This window comes from Micromonospora sp. NBRC 107095 (assembly GCF_030269705.1).
GTDB lineage: Bacteria > Actinomycetota > Actinomycetes > Mycobacteriales > Micromonosporaceae > Micromonospora > Micromonospora parva.
Window position 1 is genome coordinate 545,538 of sequence record NZ_BSTU01000004.1, and the last position, 20,601, is coordinate 566,138.

General features: G+C 66.0%; 23 protein-coding genes and 1 pseudogene. 13 read left to right on the top strand and 11 right to left on the bottom strand.

Annotation, left to right across the window (positions count from 1 at the left end; all coding sequences use genetic code 11):
* Positions 1 to 3: 3 nt before the first annotated feature.
* Entirely contained in the window at positions 4 to 543 is a 540-nt protein-coding gene (locus QSK15_RS22295; RefSeq protein ID WP_285796104.1) for a hypothetical protein, read from the bottom strand.
* A 1,032-nt stretch (positions 544 to 1,575) separates the two neighbouring features.
* Between QSK15_RS22295 and QSK15_RS22300 the strand changes: the two genes are divergently transcribed.
* The 4 genes from QSK15_RS22300 to QSK15_RS22315 all read left to right on the top strand — a co-directional run bounded on the left by QSK15_RS22300 (position 1,576) and on the right by QSK15_RS22315 (position 3,822).
* Complete coding sequence (locus QSK15_RS22300; RefSeq protein WP_285796105.1) at positions 1,576 to 1,743, top strand: hypothetical protein; 168 nt, start codon at positions 1,576 to 1,578, stop codon at positions 1,741 to 1,743.
* Positions 1,744 to 2,019: 276 nt separating this feature from the next.
* Positions 2,020 to 2,709 (top strand): hypothetical protein, encoded by a 690-nt coding sequence (locus tag QSK15_RS22305; protein ID WP_285796106.1) that lies wholly within the window; start codon positions 2,020 to 2,022, stop codon positions 2,707 to 2,709.
* Between the two features lie 4 nt (positions 2,710 to 2,713).
* Positions 2,714 to 3,031, top strand: a complete 318-nt coding sequence (locus QSK15_RS22310; RefSeq protein ID WP_285796107.1) for a hypothetical protein — start codon at positions 2,714 to 2,716, stop codon at positions 3,029 to 3,031.
* 41 nt (positions 3,032 to 3,072) lie between these two features.
* The gene (locus tag QSK15_RS22315; protein WP_285796108.1) at positions 3,073 to 3,822 is read left to right on the top strand and encodes a DEAD/DEAH box helicase family protein; all 750 of its coding nucleotides are present in this window, start codon (positions 3,073 to 3,075) and stop codon (positions 3,820 to 3,822) included.
* 12 nt (positions 3,823 to 3,834) lie between these two features.
* Here the strand turns inward: QSK15_RS22315 and QSK15_RS22320 are convergent, their stop codons facing one another.
* Entirely contained in the window at positions 3,835 to 4,254 is a 420-nt protein-coding gene (locus tag QSK15_RS22320) for a hypothetical protein (protein ID WP_285796109.1), read from the bottom strand.
* 275 nt (positions 4,255 to 4,529) lie between these two features.
* Here QSK15_RS22320 and QSK15_RS22325 point away from each other — a divergent pair, with 275 nt between their 5' ends.
* On the top strand, positions 4,530 to 4,787 hold the full coding sequence (locus QSK15_RS22325) for a transcriptional regulator (RefSeq protein ID WP_285796110.1): 258 nt from the start codon (positions 4,530 to 4,532) through the stop codon (positions 4,785 to 4,787).
* Between the two features lie 379 nt (positions 4,788 to 5,166).
* On the opposite strand, the gene QSK15_RS22330 is transcribed toward QSK15_RS22325, so the two are convergent.
* Positions 5,167 to 5,784, bottom strand: a complete 618-nt coding sequence (locus tag QSK15_RS22330; protein ID WP_502889635.1) for a hypothetical protein — start codon at positions 5,782 to 5,784, stop codon at positions 5,167 to 5,169.
* 52 nt (positions 5,785 to 5,836) lie between these two features.
* On the opposite strand from QSK15_RS22330, the gene QSK15_RS22335 reads away from it, so the two are divergent.
* Entirely contained in the window at positions 5,837 to 6,382 is a 546-nt protein-coding gene (locus QSK15_RS22335; RefSeq protein ID WP_285796111.1) for an HAD domain-containing protein, read from the top strand.
* 169 nt (positions 6,383 to 6,551) lie between these two features.
* Here QSK15_RS22335 and QSK15_RS22340 read toward each other — a convergent pair whose 3' ends face one another.
* From QSK15_RS22340 to QSK15_RS22350, 3 genes are all read right to left on the bottom strand, one after another.
* Positions 6,552 to 6,920: a hypothetical protein gene (locus tag QSK15_RS22340; protein WP_285796112.1), complete on the bottom strand. Its 369-nt coding sequence runs from the start codon at positions 6,918 to 6,920 to the stop codon at positions 6,552 to 6,554.
* Between the two features lie 152 nt (positions 6,921 to 7,072).
* On the bottom strand, positions 7,073 to 7,336 hold the full coding sequence (locus QSK15_RS22345) for a hypothetical protein (protein ID WP_285796113.1): 264 nt from the start codon (positions 7,334 to 7,336) through the stop codon (positions 7,073 to 7,075).
* A 739-nt stretch (positions 7,337 to 8,075) separates the two neighbouring features.
* Positions 8,076 to 8,363: a hypothetical protein gene (locus tag QSK15_RS22350; protein ID WP_285796114.1), complete on the bottom strand. Its 288-nt coding sequence runs from the start codon at positions 8,361 to 8,363 to the stop codon at positions 8,076 to 8,078.
* 426 nt (positions 8,364 to 8,789) lie between these two features.
* Between QSK15_RS22350 and QSK15_RS22355 the strand changes: the two genes are divergently transcribed.
* From QSK15_RS22355 to QSK15_RS22365, 3 genes are all read left to right on the top strand, one after another.
* Positions 8,790 to 8,948, top strand: coding sequence for a hypothetical protein (locus tag QSK15_RS22355; RefSeq protein WP_285796115.1), 159 nt, complete (start codon positions 8,790 to 8,792; stop codon positions 8,946 to 8,948).
* Positions 8,948 to 9,181: a DUF8847 domain-containing protein gene (locus tag QSK15_RS22360; RefSeq protein ID WP_285796116.1), complete on the top strand. Its 234-nt coding sequence runs from the start codon at positions 8,948 to 8,950 to the stop codon at positions 9,179 to 9,181. Before QSK15_RS22355 ends, QSK15_RS22360 begins: the two co-directional genes overlap by 1 nt.
* A gap of 128 nt (positions 9,182 to 9,309) precedes the next feature.
* Positions 9,310 to 9,561, top strand: coding sequence for a hypothetical protein (locus QSK15_RS22365; RefSeq protein ID WP_285796117.1), 252 nt, complete (start codon positions 9,310 to 9,312; stop codon positions 9,559 to 9,561).
* A 52-nt stretch (positions 9,562 to 9,613) separates the two neighbouring features.
* On the opposite strand, the gene QSK15_RS22370 is transcribed toward QSK15_RS22365, so the two are convergent.
* Positions 9,614 to 10,282 (bottom strand): HNH endonuclease family protein, encoded by a 669-nt coding sequence (locus QSK15_RS22370; RefSeq protein ID WP_285796118.1) that lies wholly within the window; start codon positions 10,280 to 10,282, stop codon positions 9,614 to 9,616.
* A gap of 358 nt (positions 10,283 to 10,640) precedes the next feature.
* On the opposite strand from QSK15_RS22370, the gene QSK15_RS22375 reads away from it, so the two are divergent.
* Positions 10,641 to 13,889 carry an NACHT domain-containing protein gene (locus tag QSK15_RS22375; RefSeq protein ID WP_502889636.1) on the top strand — a complete coding sequence of 1,083 codons (3,249 nt, stop codon included), beginning with the start codon at positions 10,641 to 10,643 and terminating at the stop codon, positions 13,887 to 13,889.
* 970 nt (positions 13,890 to 14,859) lie between these two features.
* Here QSK15_RS22375 and QSK15_RS22380 read toward each other — a convergent pair.
* Positions 14,860 to 15,053: pseudogene (locus QSK15_RS22380) on the bottom strand (transposase); the annotation flags it as partial.
* Positions 15,054 to 15,424: 371 nt separating this feature from the next.
* Between QSK15_RS22380 and QSK15_RS22385 the strand changes: the two are divergent.
* Together QSK15_RS22385 and QSK15_RS22390 are read left to right on the top strand one after the other, a co-directional pair.
* A complete protein-coding gene (locus QSK15_RS22385) occupies positions 15,425 to 16,804 on the top strand; it encodes a helix-turn-helix domain-containing protein (protein ID WP_502889637.1) in 1,380 nt (459 codons plus the stop codon).
* Positions 16,801 to 17,466, top strand: a complete 666-nt coding sequence (locus QSK15_RS22390) for a 2'-5' RNA ligase family protein (protein ID WP_285796121.1) — start codon at positions 16,801 to 16,803, stop codon at positions 17,464 to 17,466. The genes QSK15_RS22385 and QSK15_RS22390 overlap by 4 nt, the downstream gene beginning before the upstream one ends.
* An 81-nt stretch (positions 17,467 to 17,547) precedes the next feature.
* Here the strand turns inward: QSK15_RS22390 and QSK15_RS22395 are convergent, their stop codons facing one another.
* Positions 17,548 to 18,501, bottom strand: coding sequence for a phosphotransferase (locus QSK15_RS22395; protein WP_285796199.1), 954 nt, complete (start codon positions 18,499 to 18,501; stop codon positions 17,548 to 17,550).
* 5 nt (positions 18,502 to 18,506) lie between these two features.
* Complete coding sequence (locus QSK15_RS22400) at positions 18,507 to 19,094, bottom strand: HD domain-containing protein (protein WP_285796122.1); 588 nt, start codon at positions 19,092 to 19,094, stop codon at positions 18,507 to 18,509.
* A 36-nt stretch (positions 19,095 to 19,130) separates the two neighbouring features.
* Here QSK15_RS22400 and QSK15_RS22405 point away from each other — a divergent pair, with 36 nt between their 5' ends.
* A complete protein-coding gene (locus tag QSK15_RS22405; protein ID WP_285796123.1) occupies positions 19,131 to 19,577 on the top strand; it encodes a hypothetical protein in 447 nt (148 codons plus the stop codon).
* Here QSK15_RS22405 and QSK15_RS22410 read toward each other — a convergent pair.
* Complete coding sequence (locus QSK15_RS22410) at positions 19,567 to 20,178, bottom strand: hypothetical protein (RefSeq protein WP_285796124.1); 612 nt, start codon at positions 20,176 to 20,178, stop codon at positions 19,567 to 19,569. The two genes, QSK15_RS22405 and QSK15_RS22410, sit on opposite strands and share 11 nt — an antisense overlap.
* Positions 20,179 to 20,601 lie beyond the last annotated feature (423 nt).

The following is a 20,601-nucleotide window of genomic DNA, read 5'->3' on the forward strand; positions in this document are numbered from 1 at the left end:
CGCTCAGCGCGTGAGGGTCGTTCCACCTTTCGACAATTCCTCAAGAACTCGGACGTCGTATTTGCGGCCACGCGCTTCCTCGTGCTGCCCTGCGGCGATGTCCCACACCATCGCGACTTCCTCGACCGTCAGCTCTGAATAGAACTCCAGGGCGTTCTGCCACACAGCTTGAGAAGCCGCGTCCAGATAGCCACGGCTGGCTGCGGGCCTGAAGGCAAATCTTGCCGAACGGGCTGCTATGATTTTTTCGAATTCATCGAACGGGAAGGCTTTCGCCCCTTTTGTAAGTCGGACGATGGCTGCCTGCTTGGTGAGACCCGACAATATCTCGTGCATGTCCGATGTGTTTAGGGTAACTTGGAAGGGCAAGCAGTGGTCCATAAAGTCATGCCTTGGTTTCATTGCTCCGAGGCCATGTATTGATGCAAAGGCGCTGCTCATGGAAGATACCAATGAGGCAACGGTGCTGGGCCCTTCCCGGCACGCTGCGGCGATCACGGCAAGCTTTCGTTTATCGACCGAATAGGACTCGAGTGGATACATGCCCTGCAGTTCCTCTGCGGTGGTAGAAACTGTAAGAGAGAATATAGCTCTCACCTCCAGTGACACTTTCCTGCCAGATGATGGACCGCATGCCTCCGCCCCCGAACCGACACGCAAACGCCGTTGTTCGTTGATACCCTCGGCAACTATGATCGATGATCTTCTTTCTATCATGGCTAGCATCAATAGGCAAGATCGGCAACGGCAAATTACACTGGGTAGCGGCCTAAGGCGTGTTACATAAGCCGGTCCAGGGCCCCGGCAAAGTCGTGGCGCGTGTCCGGCTTGAGTTGGTTGGTGTAGACGCGCCGGGGAGGGGAGATGCAGGGCGGGCGTGACCGCTGCTGAAGATCATCGAGGCGCCCACACCTGCACCATCACGGCGGTGAGCGGCGACAGCCGGACCGTCGACGTGCCGTCTTGGCCCCAGCCGAGGCCCACACATCGACGGCCGCCGAATCGCCGTGGTTCTCCGGACCGGCCCCGGTCTCCTGCACGGACGACGTGACATTCACGTAGGGGTGGGCCGTACCGCTGTATCCGCTGGTCGAGCAGTGGCTGGTGCTCCTGGCCGGAATTGTGCTGACCCTGGTGGGACTGGACCGGCTTGGCCTGTTCCGCCACACCTCCCGTTACCCGTAACGAACGGCACCGCCGCCCAAGCACTACGAGCCGCCACGGAGGTCAGAGCTCGCTCGGGTGTCGAAAGTTCGAGGTGTAGGCACGCCTACCGCAGCAGTCCCCATGTTTCCAACCGCCGATCTGCACGCAGGCGGGGCGACCTCGAAGGAGGACGGTCGCCCGAGCCGGAGCGAAGAAGGCCGGCAGTGGCGATATCCAGAGCCCAGCTCAAGAAGCCCTGCTCCCCGCGAACCCGGAGATCGCCATCGGTCAGGGCGCGGTGCGCTGCTTCTGTCGCGCACAGAGCAAGCTGGCCCGGCCTCGGTCAGGATGGTGGCCATGCCAATCAGCCACTGGACGTCCTACAAGAGCTGATTTCGGCTGACGTGAAGCGGGGACGACCCTCGGCCGATGCTCGCCGATGAGGTTTTCGCGCTAGCCCCTCAGGCGTTTGAAACGGCCCTCGATTCCGAAGGCACTGCGGCCGAGCGCCGTCTACTGCGCTACGTGTACCGGGTGGTCGACCCGTACGGGCAGGTCATCGACGTCCTGGTTCCGGCACCGCGCATGCTGGTGTAGTCGGGCGGTTCTTCCGATGGGCGCGCTCTCGACGCTAAACGTGCCCCAGCGAGGTCGTCGCCGACGTTGCGTCGGCCTGCCCCGGAGTGCTGGATGAGTTGACCCCGCAGGCATCGCGCCACGTCGAGCAACATGCGCGGTCCCCGGAGGGGACCTCTGCCGCGACAATGTCCTGGCCGTAGCGAGACGTCCAGCCCAGCGCCCGGGGTCCCCCGGATCTTGGTCATTCACGTACCGTGGTCCTACCTCGCCGTGGCGGGCGCGGCACGGAAAGCGTTGACCGAGCAGGAAGCCGGGGGGCGAATGCGGCAGGGCAGCAGGCATGAACGCCTCAAGCTGGCGAGTCTGGACTTCCTGGGCGACGATTCCGTCTTACGCGAGCAGGCCGATCGTGCGCTGCGCGAGACGGGACGTGAGCTGCGACCCGAGGACTGCTCCGGGACGGACCGCACCGGCTCCGTCCGCGTGGTGGTCGGCACCCAACGGGAGGTCTCGGCTGTCACGATCGCTTGGGACTGGCGCAGCCGCCTCGGGCCCAGCGGGTTCGCCGATGCGCTCTTCGAGGCGTACGCCGCCGCCGTGCAGGCTGCCCTCGAATCGGCGGCGCTCCTTCATCTGCAGACGCAGGAGAGAGATCCTGCAGCGTCGGATCAGGAGCCGCTCGACAGGAGCCCGGATCGGGACGTCGACGAGTACACGTGGCTGCGCGATACCTGGCGAACACTGGCCGACCTCGACGCGGATTTGGACGCTGCGGCGCGGCTGACCACGCGGGCGGACGAGTCGAGCATGTCGAGCCCAAACGGCTGCCTGACATTGCGCATCCGCGGAGGCGGCATCATCGGCATCACCGGCGACGTCCGGCGGATCGCACGGGCAGACGCGCGTCAGTTGCAGTTCGAGGCCCGTTCCCTCTTCCGCGCGTTCGAGCTGGCCAGCGCCGGACGGACTGGATTCGTGAGGTAGTGAGATGGCTGACCTGAACGTCATCACCGATTCGCTGCGCGATGAGGGAGGTAAGTGGCTGACGCTGTCGGACCGGGTCGCCGCCATCAAGGTCGCTGCGGAGCAGCTGCATCTCGACCCGTCGGCCTTCTTCATCGGTGACGCGAACGTCCTCATCCACTCGCTGGCATACAACGACTTCCACAACTTCATGGTCGCCATCTTGAGTGGAGCGGTAACCGAATTCGAACAGGTCGGCGAGGCCCTGCGTCGCATCGCCGACGAGTACGACCGGGCCGACGAGGTCATCTCACTGGACCTCAACGAAATCTTCAGGGCCTAGCGACCCACCGCGCGACGTTCGGAGAGGGCACGGAGCACCCCATGCAGCCAGGGACCACTGATCTTGAGTACGGGGAACCGTTCAACAAGGCGTTCGACCACATCCGCTCCGGCATCGACACAGCGATCGCCAAGTTCAATGAGATCGTCGAGCAGGTACAGCAGTGGAAGTGGCTCCTCGGACCGGCAGCACTCTTGTGGATCAAACACAGCCTGGACAGCACCAAAACGGCACTGAACGTCGTCCTCGACCGCGTCGAGCAGGCCCTGGAGCATCAACTGCCGGTGCTCTCGCTGATCCACGTCAGCTTCCGCTGGGTCAACGACGTGAAGACCCCGGTCTCCGAGCTCTCTTCCGCCACCACCGACCCGGCGAACGAGAACCTGCCCAAGTGGACCGGCGACGCCGCGAGTGCTTACAACGCCAAGGCGCTCAAGCAGAAGGCCGCAGTCGACGAGTCCGTCGTCAAGTCGGAGTTCATCAGCCAGTGGCTGTTCACGATTGCCAAGGCGAATGTCGACTACGCCGTCGAACTCGCGAAGATCGTCACGGGCCTGGTCGGCAAGCTGGCGCAGGCGGCGAGTGAAGGGGTGACCGTCATCGACCTACCGTGGGCCATCTCCACCCTCGCCGAGTCGGTCGGGGACCTGGTCACCGCCGGCCTGGACGTTCTGCTCACCATTGGCCAGCGCTTCGTCGACGCACTGGGCAACATCCGGGACATCGCCACGCAGGTCGGCGACCACTCGAAGCTGCCCGGGGGGCGGTGGCCGGAGGCCGTCCGGGGATGACCGACGGGGGCATCACACCGTGGGTACGGCCGCCTGGGTCGCCTTGAGCAACGTCAGCGCCTTCGACACGAGTGTTTCGGTGGCGGCGTACGAGGTTCCGCCGACGGCCAGCCAGACCTTCACCACCAGGTTGCCCGTGCGCGCGCGGACCATGTACTCGGCGTACTTGAAGCCGGGCTCGGAACGCCTGGTGAAGGCCTCCGCTTCGTCGCCCACGCCGGTGATGGCGCCGGCTGGAGTCATCACCGTCACCTGCGCCGTGGCCCGGTAGAGCAGCCGAGCCTCCTGCTCACTGACGGGCGTGGACGCCTCCACCCGCAGATTCGCCTGATACCCGTCCTTCGTCCGCATCTCGAACAGACACGACGCACCCGGCTGCCCCAGCGGCGGCTTCGGATCGGTACGGGCCACCGTCAGGGACAGCTCCGCCAACGGCCGAAGATCAGTACGCTTGCACAACTCCAGATCCTGAGCGCGATAGCTGGGGCCGGCCGAGGCGGTAGGCGCGGTGGAGGCAGCGGAGCTCGTGGCCGGCCCGGCGGTCGGCGCACCGGCAGGAGCCGAGGCACCATCACAGGCGGCAGCAGCGAGCACCGCAACGAGCGCCACGACAAGACGAGAAACACCGGCCGACGCAGACACGTCTCGAACATACCGGCTGCGAGCTTGGCAGACTGCCCGAGCGACGAGCCACTATGGTGCCGGGTATGACCGCCGCAGAGACCCCGGAGCACATCGCCCGGACCCGCATGGTCACCGCCCGGGCGGTCCTACAGGGCCAAGCCGATCTTCGGACGTACCCCTATCGTCTCTTGGCCGTGGTCTCCCATCACGGCGTCAGCGGCGACAAGGTCAGCGAGGCGGTCGCTGCCGCCGAGGTCCTCGGCCAGTTCGGCTGGGACCTCGTCAACATCTCAGAATTCGCCTCCAACAAGATCGTCTACGCCTTCCTGCGGCGACGGTGACGATGACTCCCGGACCCCTGCTGACCTAACCCGGCTGAGCAGGTGACCGCCATCGGGGCGTAGCGTTCCGTGGATCTGCTGATCGCACGACTGGCGTGTCGAGCCGCCCAGCGATCTCCAGGAGGTTTAACGCTCACCCGGAGCGAGGCCCGGAGGGGTGGATGCGGTGGAATGGGCCTGCGACAGGCCGTTACTGACGGCTGTCCTTGCCCGCAGGTCGGGTTGGAGGCCTGCGATCGGCCCTACGGGCCCTCTCCAGTACGAGCACGTCCCGTTGGCCGAGCAGTCGGGAGCCTCGACAGTTGGCGCGCGGTCAGTTAAACACCGGAAGGGCTACGACGGCGGCATTGGTCGAGGTTGCTCCGGCCTGCCGGACGGATCAGAGGAAGTCCCGCCAGAACGCCACCGTCGCCTTCGGGTTCCAGCGCTGATCTGTCCTGTCCATACCCGGCCCGCCGAACTCCTGATGGATGTAGTCGACCAGGTCCATGCCGTAGTAGATGATGTCGGTCTCCACAATCGAGAGGATTGGATGCCCGACGGTTCCACGCCCGGCGGGCAGGAACCGATGTCCGTAGACGGGTAGCAGCCGTGGTGCCTGCGCCAGCTTGAGCCGCGCGGTCTCCAACGCCTCATCGCGGCCAGCCGGCCGATCGCCCCAGGTGTCCGGCCACACCGAGTTGTGTTCCACATCGAAGAGCACCCCATCCACAGGCCACTCCAAGCGCTCACGATTGGCACCGGGGTCACCGTTGCGCCAGTCCGGCCAAGGCCTCTCCCACGCATAGGACACGCCCTCCTCCGGCTCGAACGGCACGTTCAGCGGCAGCCCCGCCGCAAGAAACGCGCGATGGTCATCGGCGAACTCAAAGCCGTACGTCCTCTCAATGCGATCGAACTCCTCATCCGTCAGGCCCGGCGCGATCTCACAACGCCCGATCTGCGCGAGTCGACGCGCCGCCTCCATGCCCAGTCGACCACCATCACCCTTGATCACGCCGGCACGATAGTGCTTCGGGCCGGCCAGGATGAACCGATATCGTGCTGCCGTGACCGGCTCTGCAGAGCGTCCGCTGCTCTTCCTCGATGTTGACGGACCCCTCATTCCGTTCGGTGGGACACCGCAGCAATACCCCACTTGCGAGACGGCCACTAGACCACGAGAGACCAGCTCAAATCCGCTTCTGGGCAGGATCAATCCCCAACACGGACCTCGGTTGACGGCGCTACGGTGCGATCTGGTCTGGGCCACGACATGGATGGACGACGCCAACGAGACCATCGCGCCACGGATCGGTCTGCCGCAGCTGGCGGTGGTGATCTGGCCGGAGCCGACCGACACCGACGAGCAGGACGAGCGGAACGGGCTGCACTGGAAAACCCGCATCCTCGTTGATTGGGCCGCAGGCCGCCCCTTCGCCTGGGTCGACGACGAAATCACGAACACCGACCGAGCCTGGGTGTCAGCACATCACGCAGGACACGCCCTACTTCATCGCGTCGATCCCCGTCAGGGTCTCACTGATGCTGACTACGCCGCACTTACGGGCTGGCTACAGAGGATTCGCGACACACCGCCGCGGAGCGCGGCCTGAATCCCCCAACCAGAGTTGGGTGCCACGACACGCCGACGACTCAAATCCGAGAGCCTCACTGGGCTCACCCAGATACCGGGCCGGCCGTCGCTGGTCCGACATGAGCCCAAGACCGTGCGGTTAATCCTGGTCCGGCTGCTGCGCCGTCCGTCCATCTGAAGGCTGAGGCTTACCTCTGCGGACGGGCGTTGATCCGCTCGACGGGCGGGAGCCGCCGAACGGGTTCGTCACCAATGGCGTAGACCTCCAGGCAGCACAGATAGCCCTCACCATCGACGTGTAACACGATGCCGGCGTAGGACTCGTCGTCGTTGATGTCAGCCGAGACTGGTGCACCGGACAACACCGGAGCCGACGCTGCGGCACGGTCCACGGCAAGGTTGACGGTGACACAGCCGCACCCGCGCCGACCCTCGACTGCGGCGAACGGCAACTGCGCACGCAACTCGTCGCGCCCAGGGAACGGCACGGACAGCAGCCGCGCGATGACGTCCCGCTCGATGTCGTTGAGCGGGCGAGGTATGTCGTTGCCGGTCATAGCGCCGCCTGATGGGGCAGGCCGGCATGGGACCGCAGCAGCCGGACCTTGTCCTCGTCGAGGATCGGGCGGGCACGTTCGATCAGCGTGTCGAGTTCGGCGGCGAGATTCCGGGATGGCCCGTGATAGGTCGTGGCCGCCTGCCGATTGAGTCACACGCTGATGTCCGCCCGCGCACCGGCGCACAACCGGGCGTCGGGATCATCGATCAACCGTAGATTCGTGGCCAGTCGCTGCCATGCGTCCGCCGAGGTCAGCAGCCGGTAGCCGGCGAACCGGACATGCGGGGCGTTGCCTGGCCTGAGTAGGGCCTCGAGCATCTCCGGGTCAAGGGCGCCGAGGTCGTCGCCTATACGCGCGGATCGCGGCAGATCAGTGAACGTGGACGTCCCGCCTGCATCCGGGTCCGTGACCACTGAAGACTTTTTGCGCGCCAAACTGCGTTAGAACCAGGTCCACGGTCGTATCAGTCGCCACAGGTGCCCACGCCGAGGATGCAAGAAGACCTCTATGTCCTCTAGGGCGTTGCCGGCAGTCCCCCTGACGTGAGGCCTGGCGCGCACGTGGCGGAGTGCGGGGACTACACGATCTTCGTCAAGTTGACCGTAGACCCTCGCGAGGTGCCCGAGGCAAGTGGCTGCAAGCGCCTGCACCTGGTGGTCATGGTGATCGAGCAGGTTCAGGTAGAGCTCCTGCGACACCCTCCAGTCGCCGTCGCCGTACAACGCGCATCCGACCATGGCATCCGAAGCCCCGACGATGTCGTTGCGGTCGAGAGCCCTCCGCACATCGGCGGGCGTTGCCGACGGAGGGTTATGAAAGGTGTGGTGCTCGTGGCTCATGGCCAACATCTTTGATCATCGCGGCCGCCGCGAACATCCGCTTATCGGCAAAAGCGGATGCCGCGTAGAGATGTCGACTGGACGCCCGTCACGCAGCATCATCGATCGGGCATGCTGGTCAGTCGCACAACCGTCAGGGCAGCCGACCACCAAGGTCGCCTGCCCCGGTGAAGCCTTGTACGTCAAGCCGTATCTGTCTCTGCACGGAAGCGGTACGCCGACGGCAGGCCTGATACCGCTGAACAGCAGCAAAATCCGTCGCCTGTCGCTTACCTCGTTTCCGCCATCCTCAACACTCGCTGTGGCTCGCCCCTCAAGCGGGACCGGGCTGGCGTCGGGTCAGTCGCCTGGCGATCCCCGGTCGGCGGGGGTAGTCCGGCGGCAGGTATCGGTAGACCGATCGCAGTGACTTGCCGATCCTCTCGGCGAGCAATTCAGGGTCCAGGTTCGGCTCCTTGCGCAGCCAGTACGCCACTGCATGCGCGGTTCCCCGGGGCACCTCCGAGTCCTCGTCGTCGTTGGCGTCGTCGGCGGCAGCATTCTGATCGCCGTCGTCCGTCTCCTCGTTAGAGATCGCGCCGAGGATGTCCTTGTCGTCCACGGTCCTGTCTCCCGGTCTCGCATCGGCCGGGTCGTCCGACGACTGAGCTTCAGGCGGGCCGGCGTCGCTGGTCTTGGCACTCTGCTGGTGGCCGCTCAGGGCCGGCGCAGGGTTCTTCTCTGGCTCTGGTTTCGGCTCCTGCCGGTCGTCGCGAGGCGTGTCCGTCACCGACGCGGTGGGCGCCTGCGGCGCGGAGGGGGTGGGCTCAGGCGCCGGTGGTATGTCGGCGAGGCGCTCTTGCCTGAGCCAGCGGCCGGCGACGAGCGGGACATGATCTCAGACGATCGCACTAATCATCCGGCTATCCACAGGCCCATGAGTTGTCCACAGCTTCGCGGATCAGGCTTTGATCTGCCGGACTACCCCTGCTGGAGTAGCTGGGCGGGGACGATGCCACGTCCCATCCAGCAACGAAGGAGTGCTGCCATGACCCGGGGTGGACGCAGCCGATCACGGCGCACGGACAGACCAACGTCACTGGAACACCTTGTCGGCGTCACCGGCCTCATCGGCGCTGCGGCCGCTCTCGTCGCCGCCGTCGCCGGGCTGCTGACAGCCGCCGCCACACTGACGGTGAGTCGCTGATGCCCGCGGTCGAGGCATGGCTGCTCGGTGGACCTGCCGACGGCCGCATCACCCACATTGAGGTGGACGACGACGGGTCCCTTCCGCAGGCCATCGTCCTGCCGCAGAGCGGCGCCTACCTCGGTGCCCGCGATCGTCCCAGCCCGCCGGTGCCGCACCGCTACCTCCGCTGCGCCGATGAGGTCGACCCGCCAACCTTCCTGTACGAGGGCCCTGTCTCCCAGGACCAGTGATGTCGTCATGGGCCGCCGACCGACCGGAGCCGGAGCGGCCCGCGTTCCGCCCAAAGAACGACACCTGCCGAGAGGTCCGCACTGCCACCCAACATCATCCGCTGATCGAACGCTTGTACGATTCGGTGGTGGAGGATGTGGCGGCGCGCTGGTGGAACGGGATCTGGGGTCGCCTGGGCCGCCGGGATGTGTGGCTCGTCCGCGAGGTCCGGTGGAAGGTCACCGCCCGCGCCGGCGACAGCGAGACCGGTCGGGTGCTGCGGTGGGAGTTCGACACCGAGGACGAGGCTCTCGCCCTGGTTAAGCGGCTGCTCGCCGCCGATGCGGGTGGGCAATGGCGCAAGCAGTCCGGCGACAGCCAGCCGCCACAGCAGACCTAGCAACCGGCTGACGGTCTGCGCCTCGAGGCGCGGACCGTCAGCCGGGTCGCGCTCAGGAGCTACAGGTGTTGAGCATGCTCTGCAGGGCGGACTTCTCCGACGACTGCAGGGTCAGGCCCCAGCTGTACTTCACGGTGATCCACATTTTGCTGTAGGTGCACCGGTACGACGACAGGGGCGGCTGCCAGGTGGAGGGGTCCTGGTCGCCCTTGGACTGGTTGACGTTGTCCGTTACCGCGATCAGCTGAGGGCGGGTGAGGTCGTTGGCGAAGCTCTGTCGGCGGCTGGTCGTCCAGGAGTTGGCGCCGGAGCGCCATGCCTCGGCGAGGGGGACGACGTGGTCGATGTCGACGTCGGCGGCGGCCGTCCACGTGGCGCCGTCGTACGGGCTGTACCAGCGACCGGAGGTAGCCGCACAGGAGCTGTCAACGACGACGGAGGCGCCGTCACGCTTGAGGACCTGCTCGCGGGTGTTGCAGCTACCACTGATCGTGACCCAGTGCGGGAACAGGTCGCGCGAGTAGCCGCTGGTCGAGCCCTGGCTCGCCACGGTCAGGGCGTTGAGCTGCGACTGCGCCGTCGCCTTCGACGGGATCCCGGGCGGTGCGGCGGACGCGGGCAGTGCGCTGACGCCGACCAGGGCGGCGACGGCGGCGAGGACGACCGCAGCGGCATAGCGCGCGACGTGTGGAAGACGGGCAGAGACTCGGTTTACCCGCATAGGGGCCTCCTCGGCACTAGTGGACGGCAACCGTCTCTGACCATCGTGGCCATCGAAGGACGCCTTTGTGAAGCGGTGAGGAAGCGGCCGGGAAACATTATGCGCTCAGCGGCTGGCGTGCGGGCACAAGCCGGGTCTCCAATGGAGCCTCGCCGGCCGCCTGTTGCGGGGACGTGGGGGGCGCCGTCAGGCTGGACGATCTGAACGACACCGTGCATCATCGCCAGCGCCGTCGACACAACGACGGAATCGAACAGCTCGACGGCCGTCGCCAAGAGCTCAACTTTCTATGCTTCCGTTGCGTGTTCGCCTGTGGCACGCTCGGTAACACTGTCGACAACCTCGGAGGCCGGTGCCTGTGTCGGGGCTGGAAGCGGCTGCGGTCGCATTGGGAACCGCAGTGGCGAAGACAGCGTGTGAGATGTGGCTTGGTGATCACAAGCTGCTCGCGGGGATCGCTGCCGGTGCCGTTGATGTTGCTAGTGGCCGGTATGCGAGCTCGCGGGAGCAGCGTCAGTTTCGGCGCATCTGGGAGCAGGCTGCTGAGCTGGTGGCTGACCAGGTCGAGCCACTGATCCAGCACGAGTACAGAGATCTCGCGGAAAACGAGATTCTTGCAGCCATCGACGCGGTGAGGGTGACGTTCAATTCCGCGGCGCTGACTCATGAGGACTTGTTCGCTCAGGACCTGGACGCGGCTTTCCTCGACCGGCACCTGCGTCGCTGTGATGAAGAACGAGTCGTGCGAGCAGGTCTATCCGCCGCCGGCACCGCGCTCTACGACTTGCTGCTGCGGGAGTGCAGCGCCTACATCATCGAGATGATTCACGCGCTGCCCATGGGGGCGAGCTCTGCGGCGATCGCGGAGCTGCTCCGCCGCGAACGGCAGGTGCTCGAGGACGTTCGTGAAGTACTGAAACGGCTGCCGGCTCGTCGAGGCATCTCCGACTTCGAGCGGGACTACCGACAACTCGTGGCGAACCGCATGGACACCATCGAGTTCTACGGCGCCACCGTCAGCGAATCAAGCCGTCACTATCCTCTCTCCGTCGCCTACCTCAACCTGAGCGTGAGCGGCGAATTTCGGCTAGAGAGCACCGCTGAAGAACGGGTACTCACGCTCGGAAGACTGGGGCCAGCCGGCACTGCCACGGCTCGCGTCGACGACGTCCTGGCCGCCAGCCGACGTCTGTTCGTTCGTGGACAAGCAGGACTGGGCAAGACGACGTTGCTGCAATGGATTGCAGTGAACTGTGCCCGGAGGACCTTCGCAAAACAGCTACGCGACTGGAACGACTGCGTTCCCTTCTTCGTGCCGCTGCGCCGGCATACCAGCGTCGACCTGCCCGCGCCCGAGGACTTCCTCTCAGAAGTGGGCCGGCACATCTCCGCAGAGAAACCGCCCGGCTGGGTACATGACCAGCTCCGGTCCGGGCGCGCCGTCGTGCTCATCGATGGCGTTGATGAGTTGGCCGAGAATCGCCGTCTGGAGGCCCGTCGCTGGCTGCGAGACCTCGTCGCGGCCTTCCCGCTTGCCCGGTTCGTCATCACTTCGCGACCAGCCGCTACCCCAGCCGAGTGGCTCGGGCGGGAGGCCTTTGACGTCGCCGAGCTTGAGCCGATGAGTCGTACCGACATAGCCGTCTTCATCGCGCGCTGGCATGAGGCAATGCGGCATCAGAGCACCGGTCGAGATGACCATGCCGAGCTGACCTACTACGAGGAGCGGTTCGCCGGCTCTCTGACCCAGCAACGTCACCTTCGGCAGATGGCGTCATACCCGTTGCTTTGCGCCCTGCTGTGCGCTCTGCATCGAGATCGCCGCGGGGACCTGCCCCGCAGCCGCATGGAAATCTACGAAGTAGCTCTGCACATGTTGCTGGAGCGGCGCGATAGCGAACGTCGCCTTGACGCGTCGGGCCTCAGCCGGACGGACAAGACCCTCCTGTTACGCGACATCGCGTACTGGCTAATCCGTAACGATCGTTCATCGGCGCCGGCCGAGCGCATCCGTTCGCACATCGCCACCAAGCTCCAATCGATGACCCAGATACGATCAACAGCAGACGAGGTCTACCGGCTGCTGCTCGAGCGCACCGGACTGCTCCGTGAAGCCGTCGAGGGCGAGACAGACTTCGTGCACCGCTCATTCCAGGAGTACCTCGCCGCTGCCGAAGCCGTTGCCACCGACGACATCGGCGCCCTCGTCTCCCACGCCTACACCGACTTTTGGAGTGAAGTCGTCGTCATGGCGGCAGGTCACGCGTCCGTCGCCCAACGCACCGAACTGCTCCAGGGACTCCTGGATCGCAGCGACAGCGAGCAGTCATCCGTGACCAGGCATGCTCTGCGGCTTGTCGCCGTAGCTTGTCTGGAAACCTCGCCCGAGCTTCCCCCGCGCCTTCGGCAGAGCCTGAAGCAGGTTACTGCCGACCTGCTACCGCCCAAAACCATGGCCGCAGCACGGCTCCTATCCCGTACTGGCACGTTCACCCTCGACCTGTTGGCACAGTCGCAGCCCAAGAGCGCAGACGAAGCCGCTGCCACTATTCGCGCCACAGCAGAGATCGCCGACCCCGCCGGCCTTGCTCTCCTCGCCCGTTTCAGTCACGACACCCGCAAAGTAGTGCGTCGCGAACTCTTGCGTGCATGGCGCCGCTTCGATGCCGACGAATACGCGCAGAAGGTCTTGGCTGACCTGCCGTTGAGGAACGGCTATCTTGAGATTGACGACCCAGATCAAGCTCCAACTCTGCACCGCTTGTCTAACCTGACGTCGCTCCACTGCTCGTATCGTCAGAGTTCCGTCGGCCTTAGCTTCATGTCGGGACTCCCCCGACTGGCGGCCCTTAGCACCCAGGACGGCTCCATCGCCGATCTCACACCGCTGGCCGGCACAGGCCTCGTGGAATTCGACATCTTCGGGTGGCGTAGCCCCGAGCAACCGCCGCGTGACCTGTCCCCCCTGCCTGCGGCAACGTCGCTCGAGGTCCTGCGCCTATGGAGTGGCCGGGTCAGCAACACAGCCGCGCTCACTCGGTGCCAACGACTCCGCAAGCTCCGACTCGACTACCTCGACACAGTCGATGCCTTGGCAGCTCTCGCTCCCCTCACACACCTAGAGCTATTGGGCATCGGGCACATCGAAGACCTGACGGATCTCAGCCCGCTCTACTTCCTCGACGCACCGAAACATATCGGCATCACTGGGTGCCAAGTCGGCGATGATCTTCACCAGCTCACACGCTGGGCAGACCATCTACGCGAGCTGAGTCTGCGCGAGTTCGAAATTCTCGACCTTGCCCAGCTTGCGGGCTTGGAGCAACTGAGGTTCCTCGACCTGCAGACCTCTCAGGCCGATAACCTCGCGACGCTGGCACACCTGCCCCACCTTGAAACCATATGGTGCACCGCCGAGACGACAAACTTCGCGGATCTGCGCAAGCTCCGGTCGCTCCGTGACGTCATCGTGTCCGGCAACTTCGCCGAGGGCGTCGACCTATCGGCGATGACCGACAGAACGGACCTGACGATCCGCGTCCCCCGCACAGCCGTTATCCACACACCGAAATCCGGCGGCCCTCGGATAGTCAGGATCGGCTCCTAACTACGCCCTCAGACCCTAGATAAATGCAAGGACCAGATTGTCTGGCCGAGCTTGAATACCGTCAGCTCACCTGATATTCGATTGGTTGACTGACTGCTTGCCCGCATGCATCGCAGCCTGCCGCAGCCCGCCGGTGGAGCCAGCCCCGAGTCCACGGCCGATAAGGGTCACTATGATGTCGGTGCAGGACCGGCCCGGTGCGGGCGCCTTATTGGGGCCTGCCGAGTTGCCCTAATGGAACGGGGTCTCCAAGCCGACGCCGGCCGCTAGCTGCACTGATGAACACCCGGCCAGCTCCAGCTACGGTGACCCCACCGCATGAACCCCGTGTTGAGGATCAGGGGTCGAGCCAGAGTTCTTCGGCGGGTTCGTCGTGCCTGGTCTGGGCCAGGAACCCTCCTGTCACCGCGATGCCGATGGTGGTAGCGGTCTCGGCAAAGCCCGAACTACTTGCACAACACGAGCCATGCGTCCACCCCTCCTCCCAGTGTACTTCCCTGACCTCTGAGACCTGAACTCATCCGGTTGTCCCAGGAGTGCCCTCGTAAGAGTTCCACACATCGTCACACACATCGCGATCAAGCCGACTCGAACGGACACGCCCGACCCAGGCCACGCACGACGTAACCGAAACCCATATTAGCGAAGCTATGTCCGGTGCCACCTACGGCGCGCCGCGCCACTGCAACGGTCTGGTGGTTCGCGGGTCTCCCTGGCCGCCGGGGTGGCTCGCGTTTCGCGTGATACCACCCCCGTTCGTCGCCAATTCAGCGGCCGTGGGCTCGCCCTTTGAGGGCGGAGGCGGGACATGCTTACGACCTATGATCCGTAGGAGCGTCCCACAACCGCTGTCGGCCGCCTCGCCTCCCCTCTGGCTCGTTGCCGGCACCCAGTCGATCGTGGCTGGCATCGTGCTGGGATCAGCTGGCGTTAGGGACTGGCAGCTTGGGGACTGCGGATCTCGGGCTGCATCTGGCTCGTGGCAGTCTCTCGCAACGTCGGCTGGCCCCTGTGAGCGCAGGCGGCACAAGGCGATGGTGTGCAGGGCGTGGTTGCGCCGCGGTCGCCGCCTCGGTGCAGGCGGTGGCGGTACACCCGTTCTGAGCTGGCGGGGGTGGGTGCGGCACCGCAGAGGCTGGCCAGCGCTGCTTCGGACCGCAGCCGGTAGGGGGTTGTCGCTGGCGGCGGTGCCCGAACAGATCGGCATGCCCAGGCTGCTGCGAAGAACCTCGGATCCGCTCCTAAATCTCGACTGATACGGCAGCACGGGCGATGAGGTCAAAGTGGTCCAGGATGGTCGACTTGAACCGCCGCCGATCATGGACAGCCCTCGAGACATTGTCGGTGGACCCCACAACTCTGACAAAACTTTGACAACGCCATCGGACCGTAACCGCCCCCGCTCCCGATAATGAACACCTGGCACTGATGTCGGTCCCGTAGCGCCCACCGGTGATGTCGCTGGTCGGCACTACTCAGCCGACCGGCGTGTCACAAGCGGCGACTACCGTCGGCACGGACCGTGACGGTGGTGTATGGAGGTTTTAGGGTTGGATCTGTTTTCTAACAGCGACGAGAGCAAGAACGCCTGCCACGCTCTCGGCCGTCGGCTCGCCCAGCTACGCAAGGCTGCCGGTCACACCCAGCATGAACTGGCTCGACTCGTACAGTACGGGCGCAGTTCGGTGGCGAACACCGAGACCGGCCACCAGCACCCGGACCGCGCCTTCTGGGCGCGCTGCGACAATGTGCTGCAGGCCGGTGGCGTCCTGGTCAGTGAGTACGACCGGATCGCGGAGCTGGACCAACGACGACGCCGCTCATCGGCGCTCCGGGAGCTCAAGACCGCATCGGGGCCTACGGCGCCGATGGAAGTTGGGCAGTCCTTCCCTGGAGTGGATAGCGCCGCTGTGCTGTGGGAAGGTGCGGGCAGCATCGAAGCCCGCCGGCTGGCGCTGAGGTCTTCCATCGATGACAACGTCCGCCTGACGTATTTGGAGAACGAGCTTCGGGAGGCGATCGCCGACAACGAGCGCCTCACCCCTGCGATTCTCGTAGGGCGTCTACGACCGCTGCGCGCCTACGTTGACCAGCTCATGGCCGGCCGGCAGCATCCGCCACAACGGGCACGTCTCTACGCCGCCGCCGCTCACCTGTCTGGGCTTCTTGGCGCGCTCGCCCTTGACCTCGGCGCGTTCGGTTTGGCGCACGCCTACGCCGCCGAAGCGTTCGACCTGGCCGAAGCTGCCGAGCAGCCCGACGTCCAAGCCTGGGCGCGTGCCACGCAGAGCCTGGTTGCCTTCTACGCCGGTGATTACCATGACGCCCTGGCTTACGCCCAGGATGGCCTGCGTCGTGGCGACACCAGCGGGCACCGTATCCGCCTCACGATCAACGGTCTGGCGCGGGCCCTCGCCCATCTCGGCGACCGGTACGGGGTAGACCGTGCTGTCGATGATGCGTTCACCATGCTGTCCGACTACCCGGCTGACTCACCGGTCAGCGCGAGCCTCGCCCTCGGCCCGTACTGCCCGGCAAGAACTGCGGCCAACGCGGCGACCGCTTACCTAGCGCTCGGCCGTACCGCAGGCGTCACAAACCATCTGACCGTCGCAATCGACGCGTTCGACACCGCGGGGTTGGCCGGTCCGCGAGCACTCAGCCGCCTGGACTTGGCCACCGCTCACCTGCATGCCGATCATCCCGACCCCGAGCAGGCAGCCACGCTGGCGATGGAAGCGCTCGCCCTCACTGCGGACCAGCGCTTCGAATCAGTTCACCAACGCGCCCGGCAGTTCCTCGCCGCCGCTCATCCCTTCGCTCGCCAGCCGCAACTACGGCACGTCGCCGACCTGCTGGCCGACCGCACGCAAATCGATACCACCGTACGACCCGCTCTACCATCGCTGTCATGAGCAGCCGGGAACTGGCTAACCTGCATCAGCGCTGGACCGACTACCAGGACCTGCCGCAACTCACCAACCACTGGTACTGGCGTCCAGGCTGGCGAGCCGACCGCCAGTTTTACACCTGGCACCTCACCTTCGAACACCAACTTGAACTTCATCGCCTTGTCGCCGACCTGCAAAGCCAGCTCGCTCTGCCTGGGCTCGATTTGGTGCCGCTCGACGGGCTGCATCTGACCATGCAGGGTCTCGGCTTCACCGACGAGGTCACCGACAGCGACGTCGAAGCGATCGTCGCTGAGACCCGGCGACGCTGTGCCGGCTTGCCGCCGCTGGAGCTGTCGCTCGGTCCAGTCGACCCCGACGCGGAAGGGATCGGCTTGCTTGTTCGCCCCTGGGACCGCGTCGAGCACCTGCGCGCCACCATTCGTGATGCAATCAGCGCAGTCTGGCCGGCCGTGCCGGAGGCCGCCGAAGGGTTCCGGCCTCATGTAACGGTCGCTTACAGCGGTTCGCAAGCACCGACCGAGCCCATTTGCGCGCGTCTCACCACCCTCCGCCACCGGTCACCTGCCCGGGTGACCATCCGACAGGCAACGCTGATCGCGCTGCGTCGAGAACACCGCGCCTATGAGTGGACAACGATGGCCGTCGCACCTCTCGCCCGATGACGAATCCGCTGGGTCTGAGGGCGTAATTGCCGAGCGGATCGAGCTGGACGCGCACCCCAGCCACTCGACCGTGGCACGGAATCATCCCGCGGTGGTGAGGTGCCTGCCGGCAGCGCCAGGCGGGGTGGCGTCGAGCAGTTGCGCGGCTGCGTGCAGTTGCCGGTGCACGACCCGGGTGTGGTGGCTGTCGGTGTGAGGCCGATGGTGGCCCGCGGCGGCTGTGGTCAGGAACCACCAGGCTGCCCATACGCGATGCCAGCCCAGCGCCCACTGTGTCGCCGGCAGGCCGCCGCGGTCGGATTTGGCGTCGGGGCTGCCGCCGGCTGCGACGTAGGCGTGGATCAGGCGAGTGAGTTGAGCGGGTTTAGTGGTGGTGCGGGTGCCGAACCAGGTGGCGAGGTCGAGCAGGCCGGGCCCGGTGAATGCTTTCCCCCAGTCGACGAGGCGGGACCCGGTGCGGCTGACGTGGAGCGAGCTGCGGTGGAACTCGCCGTGGCACAGGCCGAAGGGCTCTCGTTCGGCGCCGTCGGCGCGCCTGCCTGCCACAGCCGCCAGCCGCCGCAGCAGGTCCTCGATCGTGCCGGTTTCTAGGAAGCGGCCTTGGCGGTGCAGCGCGGCGAGTGCGGCAAGCGCCTGCTCGGGAAGGCGTGCCAGGGTCTGTTGGTCGAATGCGGGCAGTTCAGGCACTGGGGGGATGGCATGGACCGCGCGGGCGGCGGCTGCGGCCTCGGCGAGGGTCGGTGGGCGGATGGGGTCGCCGAGGTCGTCCGTCAGCATGCCTAGAGCCTGCGGACGGAGCGTGTAGCCGTGCAGGTGGGGCACGGCGGCGCCCTGTTCGTTGAGGTATCGCAGCAGCGCGGCTTCGCCGGTGAACGGTGCTGTGGCGAGTTTGCAGATCACGCTGCTGCCGTCGCTCAGGTACAGCCGGTGCACCGCTGACAGTTCCCACTCCTGGATGACATGCCCACCGGTCTGTTGATGGCCAGCCGCGATGAGCAGGTCGCGGCGTAGCTGTTCCGCCAACGCGGCATCCATGGCGGTCACGGTTTGCTCGCCGTCTGGATGCCGGCGGCGGCTCGCTCGAGCAGCGCCAGCGCAGTGTCAAGGCGGGCCGACATGCTCGCCGGCAGCCGAGGGTGGGCTGCCTGGTGGAAGGCCCGGAAGTGTGGCAGCAGCGTGAGCAGCGCCGGGCGCGTGCGGAGGAAGTCGGGGACGTCGCCGCTAGTGTGCGCCCGGCGCAGCAGCGATGTCAGCGCGACGATCTTGTCGGCGGTTGAGGCGAGCAGCACCGGTAGGTCGTCGACGCGGATGGGCGGGTCCGGCATGTCGAGGGCTTGGTGCTCGGCCTGCAGGGCGGCGATGATCCGCGGTACCTGCGGGCCGTAGGCGGTGGCGAGGACCTGGTAGATGTCCGGCGTGCGGGGCGCGAAGTCGGGGATGTCGTGCAGCAGCGCTGCCGCTATCAGATCCGGCGCCGGGTTCGGCACATGCTCGCCGATGGTCACCGAGACCCGGACCGCGTGGGCCAGGGCGGGGCGGTCGTCGATGGAATGTCCGGCGCACCATCGCCGGGCTTCGCGTAGAGCGCGGTCGACGATGGCGGCCCGGGGAGGGGATAAGACGGTCATGGCCTGATACCTCCTGATTGCCGTAGCATCGGCGCCATGTCCGGGCCGCTACCGCAGTGGTGTGAGCAGACGTGCGTGGTGTGTCCCGCCCAGCAACTCGGGCCGGGCCAATTCGACGTGGTCGACCGGCCCGGACCCGAATTCGCCTACAACCAGGACATCGGATGGCGAGTCACCGTCGAGGGTGTCGCCGTGTGTGTGCACCCGTATCGGGTCGGGCTGCCACCGGGCCGCTACGCCTCGCGCGGTGAGCCGGTCCCGGCCCGCGCGTCACGACCGGCGCCGACGCCTGCCTCCCTGGTGCTGCCTACCGATCTGGTGGATCTGGAAGGCTGGCTCGTCGTTGTACTGCGCGACGCTCCGTCGGAGCAGATCTTCGGTGCCGTCGCTCGCGCCGAGCGTCTCGCCGCGGAGAGGTTCGACCCGAAGCAGGTGGTGGCGGCCATGCGGCGGGTGCTGTCGGTAGAGCTGGCTAACCGCTGACCCCGATCGGGGCAGCGGCCGGGTCCGGCTGGTCGAAGGCGAAGTCGTGGCTGCGTCCGTCGCGTCCCAGGCCTGCGGCCTGATAGTGGGCGTTGAGCTGGTCCAGCCGGCGGGTCACCTCGGCGGAGTCCAGCCAGTAGCGCAGCGGCTGCGGCCCCCAACCGGCGGCGGCGTAGTACGCGTCGGTCAGGCAGCCGCGGGTGTAGGCGAACTCCTCCAACTCGGTAGCGTGCGGGAACGTGACCCCCAAGTCGCGCTGCATCCGGGACATCAGGGTGAACTGGGCCAGCACGGCGTGGATCATCTCGTCGACCGGTGCCGGAACCAGCAGCTCCGCGGCTTCCTCGTCGCCGCCGGAAAGCTCGAACACCGCAGCCTTGAGCGCCAGGACCCGCATCGCCTCGGTCAGCAACGGACCCGCGTCCCGGTCCAGGGACCAGCGGCTGATCGCCGGGTAGCCGGTGAACGTCGCCCAGCAGCTGGAGTACCTCATCGACGAGCTGCGCAGCCGCCCGGACGACGGGTGCTGCATGACCTGGTCGAGGATCTCGGCGGCTCGGCAACCGACCTCAGCGGGTTCGGGCATGGTTTGTGGGGCCATCGCACATCCCTCCTACGGGAGCGTTGGGCACAGGAAGGCGCCGCCGGACTGCGGCCGGATCGCCTGTCACCGCTGTCCTTCGCGCCGGCGGCACGCAACGGTGATGCCCTCATTAACGGCCAGGCCGACGAATGTCGATAACCCGCCGCATCGACCTCCGACAAAGCTCCAACATTGATTCCCTCAAACCATTTGATGCCCTCCCGACGCGGTCCGCGCGCTGAGTCCTCGTTGGCCGACGGCGCTCACCGGATAGGCCAACAGCGCGACCGTCGACGACCGGGCATCTTGTCGGCGGATTGTCAGACGTGGTGGCCGACCCTTACCGACATCGACCGTCTTCGCCTTTAGTCACTTTCGTCGTCGCGCGACAGCCGTTCCACCCTTCCCTGAATGCGTGGCGGTCACGTCGCCGCAAGCGGC

What these genes read in the sequence shown, in the direction of transcription:
- QSK15_RS22300 (WP_285796105.1), top strand. Translation starts at nt 1,576, where the DNA reads ATGCTCGCCGATGAGGTTTTCGCGCTAGCCCCTCAGGCGTTTGAAACG.
- QSK15_RS22390 (WP_285796121.1), top strand. Translation starts at nt 16,801, where the DNA reads ATGAGCAGCCGGGAACTGGCTAACCTGCATCAGCGCTGGACCGACTAC.
- QSK15_RS22410 (WP_285796124.1), bottom strand. Translation starts at nt 20,178, where the DNA reads ATGGCCCCACAAACCATGCCCGAACCCGCTGAGGTCGGTTGCCGAGCC.
- QSK15_RS22395 (WP_285796199.1), bottom strand. Translation starts at nt 18,501, where the DNA reads ATGGATGCCGCGTTGGCGGAACAGCTACGCCGCGACCTGCTCATCGCG.
- QSK15_RS22315 (WP_285796108.1), top strand. Translation starts at nt 3,073, where the DNA reads ATGCAGCCAGGGACCACTGATCTTGAGTACGGGGAACCGTTCAACAAG.
- QSK15_RS22295 (WP_285796104.1), bottom strand. Translation starts at nt 543, where the DNA reads ATGTATCCACTCGAGTCCTATTCGGTCGATAAACGAAAGCTTGCCGTG.
- QSK15_RS22340 (WP_285796112.1), bottom strand. Translation starts at nt 6,920, where the DNA reads ATGACCGGCAACGACATACCTCGCCCGCTCAACGACATCGAGCGGGAC.
- QSK15_RS22400 (WP_285796122.1), bottom strand. Translation starts at nt 19,094, where the DNA reads ATGACCGTCTTATCCCCTCCCCGGGCCGCCATCGTCGACCGCGCTCTA.
- QSK15_RS22325 (WP_285796110.1), top strand. Translation starts at nt 4,530, where the DNA reads ATGACCGCCGCAGAGACCCCGGAGCACATCGCCCGGACCCGCATGGTC.
- QSK15_RS22355 (WP_285796115.1), top strand. Translation starts at nt 8,790, where the DNA reads ATGACCCGGGGTGGACGCAGCCGATCACGGCGCACGGACAGACCAACG.
- QSK15_RS22405 (WP_285796123.1), top strand. Translation starts at nt 19,131, where the DNA reads ATGTCCGGGCCGCTACCGCAGTGGTGTGAGCAGACGTGCGTGGTGTGT.
- QSK15_RS22360 (WP_285796116.1), top strand. Translation starts at nt 8,948, where the DNA reads ATGCCCGCGGTCGAGGCATGGCTGCTCGGTGGACCTGCCGACGGCCGC.
- QSK15_RS22310 (WP_285796107.1), top strand. Translation starts at nt 2,714, where the DNA reads ATGGCTGACCTGAACGTCATCACCGATTCGCTGCGCGATGAGGGAGGT.
- QSK15_RS22370 (WP_285796118.1), bottom strand. Translation starts at nt 10,282, where the DNA reads ATGCGGGTAAACCGAGTCTCTGCCCGTCTTCCACACGTCGCGCGCTAT.
- QSK15_RS22385 (WP_502889637.1), top strand. Translation starts at nt 15,425, where the DNA reads ATGGAGGTTTTAGGGTTGGATCTGTTTTCTAACAGCGACGAGAGCAAG.